We start from the raw sequence: 14,610 nt of genomic DNA, 5'->3' as shown, positions 1-14,610 counted from the left end.
TTAACCTCGATGTTCTAAATATTTACGTACTACTTTTAGCAGCGCTTGGCATAAGGTGGTCAGCTCATCATCAGTAATAATGTAAGGCGGCATGATATACACCAACTTACCAAAGGGTCTGACCCAGATACCATTATCAATCAATAAGGATTGAAAAATGGGCATATCAACCGCTTCATACAACTCAATCACCGCCACTGCCCCCAAACAACGTACCTCGGCTACACCTGCCAGCTGCGCAGCTGGCGTCAGGGCTTGCTCCATCGTACGTTGCATACTGGCAGTACGCGTTTCGATATCATAAGACAGGATCAAATCAATCGATGCACAGGCGACCGCACAGGCGAGCGGATTACCCATAAAGGTCGGACCATGCATCAGCGCTGGATAGTCGCTATTGTGAATGGTATCGGCAATTTTGCGGGTACATAGCGTTGCGGCAAAGTCATGTAGCCGCCGGTCAGCGCCTTGCCAATGGTCATGATATCAGGGCTGATGCCAGCATGTTCACACGCAAATAGTTTGCCACTACGCCCAAACCCAGTAGCAATCTCATCCGCTATCAAGAGTACATCGTACTTATCACAAAGTGCGCGTAATAGCCGCAAGTATTCAGGGTTATAAAAACGCATACCACCTGCGCCCTGAATAATCGGCTCGATAATAAATCCTGCCAGCTGCGCGCCATACTCTGCAAAAAACTGAGCTAATGTTTCACGATCATCTACTGTCAATACGCGATCAAACCCAAGTGGCGGCGCAGGAACGAAATGTTGCATCGGTAATTGCTTGCCATACAGACTGTGCATGCCATTGATAGGATCACAGACACTCATGGCATGCCAAGTATCTCCGTAATAGCCTGAATGGGTCGAGGCAAACTGTTGCTTGTTTGGGCGCTTGGCAGCCACTTGATATTGCAGCGCCATTTTTAGTGCCACTTCTACGGCGATACTGCCACTGTCCGCATAAAAAATCGCATCGAGACCAAAAGGCACAATGCCAAGCAATTTTTTGCCCAAATCTATTGCTGGCTGGTGGGTCAAGCCACCAAACATCACATGCGCCATTTTACCTAGCTGCTGAGTCAGCGCGTCGTTTAACTTAGGATGATTGTAGCCATGGACGCTCGCCCACCATGACGACATACCATCAATTAAGCGCGTGCCGTCTTCAGTAATGATATAAATCCCTTCAGCGCGATCGATAACGATATTGGAATAGGTGGGCGGCAGGCTGGCATATGGATGCCATAAGTGCCGTTGATCGAACTCACTGGCTACTTGCATGGATTTGGTTGTCATTGTATTGCTGGTCATTATATTGTCCCTAAAACGTTGTAAACCCAAACGTCATCAATCGCTTATCAAGATTTTATTGACCTGTAATACGCTTGTATTTGGCTAATAAATCATTTTCTGTCTCGACATGGTTGGGGTCATGAGGGATACAGTCGACTGGACAAATCACCACGCATTGTGGCTCGTCAAAATGCCCGACACATTCTGTGCATAGATCTGGATCAATGACATAAATATCATCGCCTTCTGAGATGGCCTCATTGGGGCAAGCAGGCTCACACACATCACAGTTAATGCACTCATCAGTGATTAATAGCGCCATAAACTGCTCCTTATATTTTTGCTCATATTAGCCCCTATCTGGCTGCGCTTGACTGTTTTAGCAAGTGCTAGCAGAGTATTTTTGATGCAGCATCTTTTAGTTACTATTTAACTTTTTGTCAAAAGCTTGCAACACACCAGGTGGGACAAATTTACTGACATCGCCACCGAGTTTGGCAATTTCACGAATCATGGTCGATGAGATGAATGAATAGTTCTGAGAGGGGGTCAAAAATACGGCTTCAAAGTTTTCATCAAGCTCGCGGTTCATATTGGCCAGTTGAAACTCGTACTCAAAATCGGACATCGCTCGCAGCCCGCGCAGCACGGCGGTGGCGTGTTTTTCGCGCATAAAATCAACGAGCAACCCTTCAAAGCCAATCACCGAGACTTGCGGCAAATCGGCAAATACGGTTTCGACTAAAGCAACGCGCTCTTCAAAATTAAATAGAGGTTTTTTATGATGCCCCGAGGCAACCGCAATCACAACCTCATCAAAGAGCTTGGTTGCGCGTGTCACCAAATCCACATGACCATTGGTAATGGGATCAAACGTACCAGGATATAGAATTTTGGTGTGTAGCTTTGAGGAATTAGGGAGAAATAGAATGGCTCATAGCATGGCTAATATAATCGGTAATATTAGGCCATATGCTAGCAAATTTTGCTCAAACTTAATACTTATCTGCTACATTTGTCCTAACAGCCGATTTACCTTTTCACCAGAGGCTTTGATACAATAGGCGGTTCGACTCATCTGACTTATAATCCAAATAAAATTCAATACCATTGAATGGGTTAAGATGAGGAATTAGTAGGACTGGTCAAATAAGGCGCCTGTGTTTTTAGGCAATCCTTATGGAGAAATTATGTCAAAAAAATCAAAAAAACCTGATAATCAGATTTGCGCCAATAAAAAAGCGCGTCATGAATATTTTATCGAAGAAACCTTTGAAGCGGGATTGGCATTGCAAGGCTGGGAAGTCAAAGCCATTCGTGCAGGAAAAATGACCATCACTGAAGCGTACGTCATATTTCGCAATAACGAAGCTTTCTTATTTGGTGCGCACATTCAGCCATTACTATCGAGCTCTACGCACGTTAGTCCAGACAGTATTCGTACCCGTAAACTGCTGCTCAATCGTCGTGAAATCGAAAAACTGTCTGGAGCAATCAATCAAAAAGGCTACGCTTGCGTACCGCTGTCTTGCTACTGGAAAAACTCGCTGGTGAAATGCCAAATTGGCCTCGCATTAGGTAAAAAGCTGCATGACAAACGTAAGACGTTAAAAGATCGCGATTGGGAACGTGATAAGCAGCGTGGCTTTAAACAACACTTAGATTAAGTGTTATTTAATCTAAATGTCAAAAAAGGACGGCTCAGTAAATATAGAGCCGTCCTTTTTTGTACCTTATTAATGCTTATATAGTCAGTTCAAAACAAAACTGTCATAAGTTCCAAAGCGCTACTGGATGAATTTTTCACAGCCTCTGTATATACAGCACGCAAGGAAAATTTATACCAGTAACGCTATAACATTTTTAAATTGGTTCCACTATACTTATCAACTGTTAATACCCGTGACTGACAATACTCATTAACTACCCTACTAGCCGCTTACGCGACCTGCCCCTTGATTGATGACGGCACACTTTTACGAGTGCGAAGCTGCTTTATCCCATGAGCAATCAAACAAGCAATACCTAACCAGATCAACCCATAACTATAGATCATCGCTGATTCAAACGGATTACCGAGCACCGTCACCGCCAATATAAATAGCAAAGCAGGTTCTATATAACTCATCATGCCATAGACATTGACGGGTAGCATTTGGCTGGCATCAATATTGGTTTTCATTGCTAAGATGCTCAAAACGCCAAGACCAACTAACATCATGATCAAAAATCCAGACCCTGCTACCATCACCAAATTGCTAGATGCAAAAAAGTACAAGTAACCAAGCGCAAATGGGGCAAACAATGTCAGATCGACCAGCATACCAGTGATGGCGTCAATGCCTTGGAGTCTACGCACGATATAATATATCGGATAAGTACCACACACCCACAATGTCGCCCAAGAAACACTCTGCGTACGAATGATTTCACTAAACACCCCTACCGCCGCAAATGCGACCGCAAGCCACTGTAGACGACTGAGCTTTTCGCCAAACAGCAGGCAACCGAACACCACCATCATGAGTGGAAACAAAAAATAGCCCATGGCGGTTTGTACACCTTGCCCATTGACCGGTGCCCACATAAATAGCCAAAGCTGACTCAAAAATATCGGCGTAGGTAGTAGCAGCCAAACCCACTGTTTGATCGAGTGCAAAGCACGCAATTTATCGATGTGCATGCCTAGCCGTCCACTTATCAATAAGTAGCCAACCAACACCGCCCACATTGACAGCATACGCCAGATAAACACTTGTGTGCCTGACAAAGGCGTCAGAAAGCTGCTATACGCATAGAGTACACCAAACAAAATATTGGATAAGATGGCAAATGACACTCCCAACATCAGCGTGCGCTGCTGCGTGTTACCAGTCGTCCAAATCGCAGGCAATGGCAAACGTGAAGTAGTGGTTGCTAGCGCATTAGCGAATACATTGGAGAGCATTGAGATAGACATGATAAGCACCGTAGTTATTAGTAGATGATAAAAAAACAATTACTCGCTCTTTTTTTAAAGCAGCTCTGATTGGTACGGTCTATTTTACTAGAGTGCTTTGATATATTATCTCTATAAAAATGTATTTATGGATAAATTTATCAAAATAATGTCATATAAATAACTATTTTCTTAAATTTAAATTATTAGTGATAATATTTATAATCGAAAACCTAATAATCATAATTAATGAGGGTACATTATCATGAGCCATATCCTAGACAGCACTGATAAAGCTATTTTGAATTTATTGCAAGACGATGCGACATTACCGCTTAAAACTGTCGCAGAACGAGTGCATGTGTCTGTTGCGACGGCTCAGCGTCGCATTCAAGCATTGATAGATAGCGGCGTGATTACCAAGCAAGTCGCCATCGTTAATCCTAATAAAGTGGGTTACGGTCTGACCGCAGTGGTGATGATAGAAATGGAGCGCTCCAACACATCAATGCAGCGCCGGTTTGAGCGTTTGATGGATTCGCAAACACAGGTGATGAGCTGTTATGAAGTCTCGGGCGATTTTGATTTTATGCTGATGGTCAATGCCAAAAACATGAGCGACTACCACCAGTTCACCCGTAGCTTGCTGACTTACGAAAATAATGTACGCAATTTTAAAAGTCAGTTTGTGATGAACTTTACCAAGAGTGGAACCAAGATTACCTTAGACTAAATACATCTACCTGTATTAGTTGAGTTGGTATCAGCTTTTTTATTAATAATTAGTGTTTAAACTGCATTCAAAACTTGTAAAAAACTAACATAAGTTGGATAATATTAGCAATTTTTATTCATCGAAGTAGACAAGGAAGCCTGATCATGACCTATCAACCAGACTACCCTCATAAAATAAACAGCAGGTATAACATACTAAAGCATATAAGCCCAAAAGCTTTGGTAAAGGGACTTTGCTGACTTCTTCAATGCTTGCAATATCAGGCTGCGCGACCAGCTCATTGCTAGAAAGTAATGACCATATCATCACGACCAAGCAGACATTGTCAGAAGATCAAGTGATCGCTTTTGGCCGTCCGGCGCAGGCATTACCAAAAACGCCAAATGCGACGATGGTTATCGTTGGTGAAAAAAACAGCTACGTACTTACCCAAGGTGGGACTGAGATGATCAGTTTGCTCAGCAATCTGACACAAAAAAGACATCCACGTTGACAATGACATGAGTTTTTATGTCCCCAATAACGATGGATATTTCCAAGGGGGAGATGAAGCTTTCTTACGCCAAATTAAAAGACGAGTTTGGACGCTCAGATTATCAGTTCTTTTTACAAAATAATGCCCGAGAGTGTACCTCAGCCAGTGATCAACGTATTGGTGCCCAGCGTTTTTGTTTTAATGTCCCCGTGAAAGGTGCCATATATCCGCAAGTGAGTAATTTAAGCTTGATTCAGTCAAATTATCGCGCTCTAACCAAGCCTTATACGGTAAGCTTTTATACTCAAACGCAGCAAAAAAACACAAACCGTCATGGACCAAATAGCGCACAAAAACTGGTGCTGCTGCCCTTTGCCCTTGCATTTGATGTGGTGACTTTCCCGCTTCAATTATTAGATAATTAAAAGCTATCAGACAGCGCACTGACTCACCTGAAACCATAAGGTACGTTACGAGGCGATATCCGTACTTGCTCGTAACGTGCTCACTTGATAGGTTAAAATAACTTTTCAACAATGGCTTTTGGATAACTTTGCTTGGCCGTTTGTGCCGCTTGAAACAGTATCTCATCTGCCTCTACAGGACCAGTAATATCGCACAAGCACACGTAGGCAAGCTGCATCAGATTATTTAACAGGTGCTCATTGTCCGGTACAGGTGGACGATTACCTTCCAAAAATTGATTGATATTGATGTGGTGCCCTTTGAAGGTGCGTTCTTGCGAAACAGTTTGGTGCATACTATGAAAAAAGCTGCGACTGTCTGCTACCGTTAGCTGACTGCGCAGCGCTTCTATCACGGTATAAAATGCGAGAACGGGCTCAGAGATAGGTACGGGTGCATTGATTGTCTCGTTATGGCCATTGTGACTGTCAGACTCCACTGACTGCTGACTATCCACTTGCAACGTAGCCCAAAAGCCTTTACGAATTTTAGATTTGTGATCTTGTAGTTCAGGATAGCGCCTTGTCGCATCCAACACACACTGCTGCATCATTTTGACAGAGACAGTTGAGTACTGTTGCCACTGCCTCTTGAGCAGGCGCACCTCTTCAGGATGTAAATACTCTGACAGCACCTCTGCCATCGCAGACACGGTTTGGTCGACGGATTGAGTATCAATATTCATCAGTTCTCTCCTATAAATGCCGCTCTGTTAGGCTTTTCGCATCGAACATCTGCTTTTGAAATTCAGGATAGCCGAGCTCGGCATGCTCGGTATAATCAAGGCCACGCTGCTCATGTAAGCGGCTGGCCTTTAACCCAAAAGCTTAGATCAATCAGCTTATACATCACAAGACCCAACCCCAGTCCCCAAGCTAACGCCACGCCCACGCCTAGCGCTTGTACGCCCAGCCGTGATAAGTTAAATAAGTCCCCTGTATAAAACAATCCAGCCGCGAGTGTACCCCATGCACCGCCGAATCCATGCACTGCCACCGCTGATACCACGTCGTCTATTTTGAGCTTCAATAATGCTTGCGTGGATAAAATATAGACCACAGAGGCGATGGCACCGATGACAACGGCGAAAACAGGCGTTGTTGTGGCACATCCTGCCGTGATAGACACCAGACCAATCAAACTGGCATTGACACTATCACTGAGCAAAATGGCTTTGCTCATTGTCCGAGCAATCAGCATGTAGCTCACCACCGCACTGACCGCAGCGATAAAAGTATTGACGGCAATCAAGCCAATATTTCCAGTGATAGATAATGTCGATCCAGCATTGAAGCCAAACCAACCAAACCATAAGATAAACCCGCCAAGCGCCAATAGCGTCATGTTGTGACCTGCGATGAGTCTTGGCGTACCATCAGGGGCAAAGCGGCCCAGTCTTGGCCCAATGATTAAGATGCCTGCCAGTGCCAACCAGCCCCCGATAGAATGCACCACGGTCGACCCAGCAAAATCGATAAAACCAAGCTCAGCTAGCCAGCCTGACCCGCCGAAATACCCACCCCAGACCCAACTGGCAAACACAGGATAGATAAATAAACAGATCAAGCAAGCGGCGACTGCATAGCCGATAAACGAGACACGCTCTGCCATGGCACCACTCGCGATGGTCACCGCTGTCGCCGCAAACATCATCTGAAAGAACATCAGTGCCCAGTCCATATTGGACAGATTGACTGGCATAAAATGATCGGTACCGACAAACCCCGAATGATTAGTACCCATCATTAGCCCAAAACCTACCAAATAAAACGCTAGGCCCCCTATACACATATCGGTATAGTTTTTCATCATTACGTTTACCGCGTTCTTGGCACGCACGGAGCCGCTCTCAAGTAGCGCAAAACCTGCCTGCATAAAGAACACCAAAACCCCGCCCCAAATAATCCAAGCGATGTTTTGATATTCGAGTAGCTGTGCCACCGTCAATGTGTCTGCCTCCGCAGCTTGTGCACTGGCGATCGTGCCAAACAATAGCGTCCCCAGCATAAGTATCTTGTGCAGTAATGTTCTTAGTAGCCCTTTTATCGCATCCAGCCCAACAGATGATGTTCTCATTTTATCTCCAAACACTTATCTATCCGTTCAATTTTTATCGGTGCACCATTTTCACTCATGAATGCACACAAATAAGCCCTAACGGGGTTGGAGCAAAAGCTATGCCAAAAGTTATGGATGAAAATCAGAACGGCTAACAAACATGAGAAAACAAATGATTAGTACTGACCGAACCCATACTTTGATAACTGCACTTTAACAACCATGCTTGCGACAATGTGACGGTTCTGCTGAAACCATTTTTACCATTGTTTGGCTGGGCTAGTCGCTCACTTTGCATAAGCAGTTTATCTCGCGCTATCAATAACTTATCGGCAATCGCCACCCATAGAATAGGTCGCATAGTGAAGATGATTCATGTTAAAATGAGCGCTTTTAAATCAGCCTTTATCATCAATAATGAATAAAGGTTGTATTTCTAGTACCATTTTCTAATTAACAGGTCCGCCCATGTCTGCCGATACCATCGCCCGCACTGCCTTTAAACAAGGCACCAAGCCACTTTATGATTATGACAAACACTGGGCGAGGCTGCTACGAGCCTGCGCCTTATCTGCCGATGAGCCGCAAAGAAATGGACGATTTGGGCTGGGATGCTTGCGATGTTATCATCGTCTCAGGCGATGCCTATGTCGATCACCCAAGCTTTGGTATGGCGATTATCGGTCGCTTGCTTGAGTCACAAGGCTTTCGCGTCGGTATTATCGCGCAGCCTGATTGGAAGAGCAAAGACGCCTTTATGGAGCTTGGCAAACCTGTCTATGCGTACGGCGTGACCGCTGGCAATATGGATAGTATGATCAACCGCTATACCGCCGATCGTAAAATCCGTAGTGATGATGCCTACTCTCCTGGCAACGTCGCTAATAAGCGCCCTGACCGCGCGGCTATCGTCTATAGCCAGCGCTGCCGTGAAGCCTATCCTGATGTCCCGATTATCTTGGGCGGTATTGAGGGCAGCTTACGCCGTATCGCGCATTATGACTATTGGTCAGACAAAGTGCGCCGTAGTATTTTGCTCGATGCGCGTGCGGATGTCTTATTGTATGGTAATGCTGAGCGCGCCATCGTCGATGTGGTACATGGTCTGTCGAAAGGCTATAGCTTTGAGCAAATGAGTAAGCTACGTGGTACAGCGTATTTATTGACCCCAACGCGTCGTCATTGGCAAGCGGATATGACTGAGGTCGCCAGTAACGATGTCGATACCGTTGGCCGTGTCGATCCGATCATCAACCCGTATGTCATGACCGAAGACGTTGATAGCTGCTCAATTGAGCAGAACAAACCATCGGACTCGCCTGTCGGGCAAGCCATGCCGTCATCTATGTCATCACAATATCAGGGTTTTGTCGCTGAGCCAGTCACTGACAAAATCATTAATGCCGACCAAGTGGATACTGATACCCAAGTGGTACAGATGCGCGGCTTTGACAATGCGTTTAATAAGCCAAAAACCGCCCGCAAGCATAAAATCAAAATGCCCCCACGTGAGCAAACGGTGATTCGTCTGCCTGACTATGAGCATGTCAAATCTGACCCTGTGCTTTATGCGCATGCCAACCGTATCTTACATTTAGAGACCAATCCGGGTAACGCTCGCGCGCTGGTGCAGCGTCATAGTAGCGGTGCAGGTAACTCGCATACTTCTATCGATGTCTGGCTGAACCCACCACCGATTCCACTCTCGACTGAAGAGATGGATTATGTGTTTGACCTGCCCTATGCGCGTCTGCCGCACCCAAGCTATGGCGATGCGCGCATCCCTGCTTATGACATGATCAAGTTTTCGGTCAATATCATGCGCGGCTGTTTTGGTGGTTGCACCTTCTGCTCGATCACTGAGCACGAAGGCCGTATTATCCAAAACCGTTCAGAAGACTCAATCTTGCGTGAAGTCGAAGCCATTCGTGATACTGCACCCAACTACACTGGCGTGATCTCTGATCTTGGTGGGCCAACGGCCAATATGTATCGTCTGAGCTGTAAAGACGAGACGATTGAGAAAAACTGCCGTAAACCGTCTTGCGTCTATCCTGATGTCTGCGAAAACCTGCTGACCGATCACAGTAATTTGACCAAACTGTATCGCAAAGCCCGTGATATCAAAGGCGTGAAAAAAATCCTTATCGCCTCTGGTTTGCGTTATGATTTGGCGGTTAAAGATCCTGAATACGTCAAAGAGCTGGTCACGCACCACGTCGGTGGCTATCTAAAAATCGCCCCTGAACACTCAGAAGACAACGTATTGTCAAAAATGATGAAGCCTGGCATGGGCAGCTACGATCAATTCAAAGCGATGTTTGAGCAGTACAGCGCCGAGGCGGGCAAAGAGCAGTACCTCATCCCTTACTTTATCGCCGCGCACCCTGGCACCACCGATGAAGATATGATGAACCTTGCGCTGTGGCTCAAACGCAATGGCTTTCGCGCTGACCAAGTACAGGCGTTTTATCCAAGCCCGATGGCGACCGCGACCACCATGTATCACACCCACAAAGACCCACTACATAAGATCAGCCGTAGTGAAGGTGATATGGATATTGTCAAATCTGGCAAGCAGCGCAAACTGCACAAAGCGTTCCTGCGTTATCATGATCCAAAAAACTGGGCACTACTACGTAAAGCGCTACAAGACATGGGCCGTAGTGATCTGATTGGCAAAAACCGTGGCTGCTTGATTCCGCCATTCAATGCACACTTAGAGGGGCGTGATGCGGCGCAAGACAGCTATCAGTCAGCACGCAAAAAGAACAGTCGCCTAGGAAATGACTCAGTGAAGCGTAGCAACAACTCGTCAAAAAACAACGCTGCAAACCGTGCTGGCACAAGCAAAAATACGGTCGGCAAAAATACCAAGAAAAAAAGTCAGCAAAGGCAATTTCCAAACTCAGCATACAGGTCTGCCACCGCGCAAAACCAAATAGCTTGATAAGAAGTAGTTTTAATAATATGAATAGTATAGAAACATGAACTAAACGTAGGCCGTATTAAACTCATAAAAAAAGCACCTATCAGCGCTCAGTTGATGGGTGCTTTTTCTGTCTCACTCATTAGTGAATAAATAGTCAAATGATTATCGTTTATCTTTCAATAGGCTGGCGATGGTAAGTTACATTAGTCAGCGATTGGGTAACGAAGCTAATAGGTAATGAACAATTTCTAACACGGCAATACTTCGTTTTCGCTACTATAAGCCTCATATGCTAAACGCATTATTAAGAACAAGTAAATGACACCAGTAATACTTTGGAGAGAATGATGAATACCATCACTAAAATTGCAACTGCCCTACCTGCACTTGCCTTACTGAGCGCTTGTGCCACGACTACTCCCCACCACGCCAGAGACGACTGATACCCCTGCGCCAGAAAAAGTCACTGCCGCTTATGACCGTATGGCAGCAGCCCCATATACCTGTACCGATGGCAGCACCATCATGGCAAAACAGTCTATTAACAAAAACAAGTCATACTCAATGCCACCTTACCTAAAGTAAAATGGACAGAGCAAAAGCTCGTCTTAAACGGCGATGTAAAAGGCGACGTCGCAAGCTATGTCAACGACTCAAATCCAAAAGCGGTCTATGCGTGGCACATGAAAGGTGACAAAGGAATCTTTGCAATGAAATGGGCAAGCGGTCAAGAATATAAAGTAAACTGCCAACTCTAATCAATCAAAGATAAGCAGAGATTTATCAAAAATAAAACAGTCGCCCTTGAGCGGCTGTTTTTTATGCGTGTTCTTTTACACATCTTCTCTCTGATGATTATGAATATCATCAGTGCTGGTTTGTTTTGCTAGAGAACTATCAGGAAAGCTGTCAAAATAGCCTTTAGTACACATTAATGATGATCAATAGTAAAAGGATAACCCGATGGCGACGCGTCTGATAACGATGATGGTAATGGCAGCTGCGAGTGTATGGACGCTAACAGGCTGCGATAATAACACCGAAACCCCTAACCAAGCATCTAAAACAGCGGCGACCGCATCAGACTCGTCAATACCAGCAGCCGATGAGATAGACTGGTCGCTAGTCGATAGCGGGACAAAGCCTGCCGATCCCACCAACTATAAGTATCCATTTGCAATCGATAGTCAAAACGTCCGTGACTATGCAGAGTACTTCGATGTGGACGCGGCGACAGCGCAGCACAACCTCACTATCAGTATGGCAAGTAACGAAGCGCTATCCAAAGCCTTGGATCAGCTGAGCGAAACCTATGTCTCACATGAACTGACCGATGGTAACGAGATGACACTGGTCATTCATACCACACCCAATGTCGCTGCCAGTCGCTATGACTATGTGTTATCAGACGACTTTGCCAAAGGGTTGATATTACCTATCGTGATCAAACCAGATGGCAAAAAGGGGATGCTAAGGCGCATGGGGAAATGACGGAGTAGCTCGATGTATTTATTATGCATCATCAAACCATTTGATTATAATAAAGCGCGAATCAGCATATAACCACCCATACCGAACATCATGACGTTTTCGGTTAAAGAGATCGCGCCCAGTGGGACATTACTATCGCCGCCGACGCAGGCGCATTTTAGCTCACGCTTATCGATATAGACGGCTTTAATAACTGATACCCCGCCTATCAAACCAATGATAAAAGCGACCAGACCCGCAATCGGATTGAGCCAAGGCTGATCGGCAAGCATAGCGATACCGGCAAACGCTTCTAAAAACGGATACACGTAGGCGTAGCGTACCACGCGGCGTGCTATCAAATCATAACCCAAAAACCCAGTGGTAAACCCTTCTAAATCCTCAAGCTTTTTAATCGCCAATACACACATGGAGAGCGCGACAAACCACATAAGCGCTTGTATCGAAAAGACACTAACAGCAAAAGCCCAGCATAATGCCAGTGTCATGAGTGCGGTAACAGCAAATATCGCAATAATGGGCGCGTAAGTGGTGTCGTCTGTCTCGGGTTCGTGATTACCCAAAAATACTTGCAGATCATCATTGCCGCCAACACTCTTGCCATCGATAAAGGTCTGCGGCGTGGTCTTGACCCCAAGCGTGTCTTTGACCAATGTATTCTCATCTTGGGTCGTGATATGGCGATCGATGATATCGTAGCCTGCGTGCTTGAGCGCATCGATTGATTTGAGGCCAAACGGACATAGGTGGTCTGGCATCACCATCCGAAAGATGACGGCAGACTGCCCGCCTTCTTTGCCGATATGCTCGCCTTGTAGAGTGTCGATGAGATGCTGTACTTGCGGACTTTGGCTACTATCTATAGTGTCGGTATTAGATTTATTATTAGTATTGTCTGCCATAACGCGCTCCTTACGTTTTGCTTATTCGCTGCTTGATCATAGTTCTTTTATGACTGTGACTATTATCTTATAAGCATCGGTAAGCGCGATCTGAATCAGTCTTGTTAACTTTGTTAGGTTTAATGATAAGTGGTGGGTTTTTCGGAGGTAGGCTGGTGTTCAGACTATAGTTGAATACTGACTTTGCCAAAGGACTGGTATTACCCATTGAGATCAAGCCTGATGGTAAGAAAGGTGAGTCTAAAGTTAATCCGCATGAGGAATTGGTGGAGTAGGTTTTTAAGTATATGAGATTATGGGTGTGGAAAATTAGTAATTTGTAGGGTGCGCCTCGCGCACCAAAGCATAAATAGGAAACAATAGATTAAAAACCTTTATCTATGCAAATGATTTAACGTTCAGCGATTTATTGAATAATACTTTTAATTCCTAAATAAAGTTCTTAAATGGTACGCGGAGTGCACCCTACTCGACTGTTTTGATCTCTTTACCTATGGCTTTTGCCCAGTAAATAATAGCAAGCTGTTCAATATCTGCTGCACTATAGCAAACATCATAAATATCAAATGAATACTCTCCATAGTTTGATTTAATTCCACTACTCTCTTCGTTCACTACTATCTTCAATAGAGCATGTGAAAGTGTCCGTTTTTCATGAATATCTTCAATCGACTGCCATGGTATATCTAACGTTTGATTGGATTTAATAATTTGTAGTTTTTCTGGTAAAAACCTAAGAGTAGATATTGATACTAATGGTATTTTGTTTTTTCTTCATCTTTGCCTACTAGATAGCTGAGTATTGCTATGCCAATCGGTATCACTGTCCATATAATGTCAGAAGGAGCAAATGGTTGATTTGTGAACAAGGGCATTAGCCATGCGATAATTAGTTTTGTGCTCAACCATATCATCGATGCAAAGATAGCTATCGTCAATAAAAGTCCAGAGTTGTACTTTTTCGCTACAAATTCGAAACTTGGTAATCTCGATTCAGCCTGAGTATTAGCACTTTTTAAGTGTTGCATGCTAGCACTGATGTCTATTTTTTGAGAGTTGACTGACTTAAATATACCTAACCATTTCAAATAACTCATGACTAAGATAAGTAGTGGTAAAAACGATAAGCTAATACTTCCGGTTAAATATTCGACGCCCACACTTATGCAGGCGATGACAGCTATGTGACGCATTAATTGAGTATAAGTGTAGTATGTCATGGCCTTCCGAAATTTTGATAAAGGTGTTAGTAATTTAAGTCGTAGGGTACGCCTTTCGCACCAACGCATAAATAGGAAACAATATATTGAAA

The 14,610-nt window shown here is 44.6% G+C and carries 13 protein-coding genes and 3 pseudogenes; 7 read left to right on the top strand and 9 right to left on the bottom strand.

What is annotated here, in order from left to right; all coding sequences use genetic code 11:
* The 3 genes and pseudogenes from bioA to coaD all read right to left on the bottom strand — a co-directional run bounded on the left by bioA (window position 1) and on the right by coaD (window position 2,232).
* Window positions 1-1,304, bottom strand: a pseudogene (bioA, locus tag PKHYL_RS02495) (adenosylmethionine--8-amino-7-oxononanoate transaminase).
* 70 nt (window positions 1,305-1,374) lie between these two features.
* A complete protein-coding gene (locus PKHYL_RS02490) occupies window positions 1,375-1,623 on the bottom strand; it encodes a YfhL family 4Fe-4S dicluster ferredoxin (protein ID WP_058024492.1) in 249 nt (82 codons plus the stop codon).
* Window positions 1,624-1,719: 96 nt separating this feature from the next.
* Window positions 1,720-2,232, bottom strand: coding sequence for a pantetheine-phosphate adenylyltransferase (coaD, locus tag PKHYL_RS02485; protein WP_240366481.1), 513 nt, complete (start codon window positions 2,230-2,232; stop codon window positions 1,720-1,722).
* A 259-nt stretch (window positions 2,233-2,491) separates the two neighbouring features.
* On the opposite strand from coaD, the gene smpB reads away from it, so the two are divergent.
* Entirely contained in the window at window positions 2,492-2,968 is a 477-nt protein-coding gene (gene smpB, locus PKHYL_RS02480; RefSeq protein WP_071002304.1) for an SsrA-binding protein SmpB, read from the top strand.
* A gap of 272 nt (window positions 2,969-3,240) precedes the next feature.
* On the opposite strand, the gene rarD is transcribed toward smpB, so the two are convergent.
* On the bottom strand, window positions 3,241-4,260 hold the full coding sequence (gene rarD / locus PKHYL_RS02475) for an EamA family transporter RarD (RefSeq protein WP_237182795.1): 1,020 nt from the start codon (window positions 4,258-4,260) through the stop codon (window positions 3,241-3,243).
* 244 nt (window positions 4,261-4,504) lie between these two features.
* Here rarD and PKHYL_RS02470 point away from each other — a divergent pair, with 244 nt between their 5' ends.
* The 3 genes from PKHYL_RS02470 (at window position 4,505) to PKHYL_RS02460 (ending at window position 5,875) form a co-directional block, all read left to right on the top strand.
* Window positions 4,505-4,972, top strand: coding sequence for an Lrp/AsnC family transcriptional regulator (locus PKHYL_RS02470; protein ID WP_071002305.1), 468 nt, complete (start codon window positions 4,505-4,507; stop codon window positions 4,970-4,972).
* A gap of 235 nt (window positions 4,973-5,207) precedes the next feature.
* Window positions 5,208-5,468: a hypothetical protein gene (locus tag PKHYL_RS02465; RefSeq protein ID WP_240365902.1), complete on the top strand. Its 261-nt coding sequence runs from the start codon at window positions 5,208-5,210 to the stop codon at window positions 5,466-5,468.
* Between the two features lie 17 nt (window positions 5,469-5,485).
* On the top strand, window positions 5,486-5,875 hold the full coding sequence (locus PKHYL_RS02460) for a hypothetical protein (protein WP_240365901.1): 390 nt from the start codon (window positions 5,486-5,488) through the stop codon (window positions 5,873-5,875).
* Between the two features lie 92 nt (window positions 5,876-5,967).
* Here PKHYL_RS02460 and PKHYL_RS02455 read toward each other — a convergent pair whose 3' ends face one another.
* Complete coding sequence (locus PKHYL_RS02455; RefSeq protein WP_071002306.1) at window positions 5,968-6,600, bottom strand: hypothetical protein; 633 nt, start codon at window positions 6,598-6,600, stop codon at window positions 5,968-5,970.
* Window positions 6,601-6,610: 10 nt separating this feature from the next.
* Window positions 6,611-7,922, bottom strand: a pseudogene (locus PKHYL_RS02450) (ammonium transporter).
* Between the two features lie 519 nt (window positions 7,923-8,441).
* Here PKHYL_RS02450 and PKHYL_RS02445 point away from each other — a divergent pair.
* The 3 genes and pseudogenes from PKHYL_RS02445 (at window position 8,442) to PKHYL_RS02435 (ending at window position 12,396) form a co-directional block, all read left to right on the top strand.
* A pseudogene (locus tag PKHYL_RS02445) lies at window positions 8,442-10,918 on the top strand (YgiQ family radical SAM protein).
* A 392-nt stretch (window positions 10,919-11,310) separates the two neighbouring features.
* Entirely contained in the window at window positions 11,311-11,490 is a 180-nt protein-coding gene (locus tag PKHYL_RS02440; RefSeq protein WP_240365900.1) for a hypothetical protein, read from the top strand.
* A gap of 378 nt (window positions 11,491-11,868) precedes the next feature.
* The gene (locus tag PKHYL_RS02435) at window positions 11,869-12,396 is read left to right on the top strand and encodes a hypothetical protein (protein ID WP_240365899.1); all 528 of its coding nucleotides are present in this window, start codon (window positions 11,869-11,871) and stop codon (window positions 12,394-12,396) included.
* Between the two features lie 44 nt (window positions 12,397-12,440).
* Here the strand turns inward: PKHYL_RS02435 and PKHYL_RS02430 are convergent, their stop codons facing one another.
* From PKHYL_RS02430 to PKHYL_RS02420, 3 genes are all read right to left on the bottom strand, one after another.
* Window positions 12,441-13,298 carry a MauE/DoxX family redox-associated membrane protein gene (locus tag PKHYL_RS02430; protein WP_156770978.1) on the bottom strand — a complete coding sequence of 286 codons (858 nt, stop codon included), beginning with the start codon at window positions 13,296-13,298 and terminating at the stop codon, window positions 12,441-12,443.
* 465 nt (window positions 13,299-13,763) lie between these two features.
* The gene (locus PKHYL_RS02425; protein WP_240365898.1) at window positions 13,764-13,913 is read right to left on the bottom strand and encodes a hypothetical protein; all 150 of its coding nucleotides are present in this window, start codon (window positions 13,911-13,913) and stop codon (window positions 13,764-13,766) included.
* Window positions 13,914-14,050: 137 nt separating this feature from the next.
* A complete protein-coding gene (locus tag PKHYL_RS02420) occupies window positions 14,051-14,518 on the bottom strand; it encodes a hypothetical protein (RefSeq protein WP_240365897.1) in 468 nt (155 codons plus the stop codon).
* Window positions 14,519-14,610 lie beyond the last annotated feature (92 nt).

Origin of the sequence: Psychrobacter sp. KH172YL61, from assembly GCF_007182895.1 — a bacterium.
GTDB lineage: Bacteria > Pseudomonadota > Gammaproteobacteria > Pseudomonadales > Moraxellaceae > Psychrobacter > Psychrobacter pacificensis.
The sequence above is the reverse complement of the archived record's forward strand: the minus strand, read 5'-3'. Positions and strand labels throughout refer to the sequence as shown.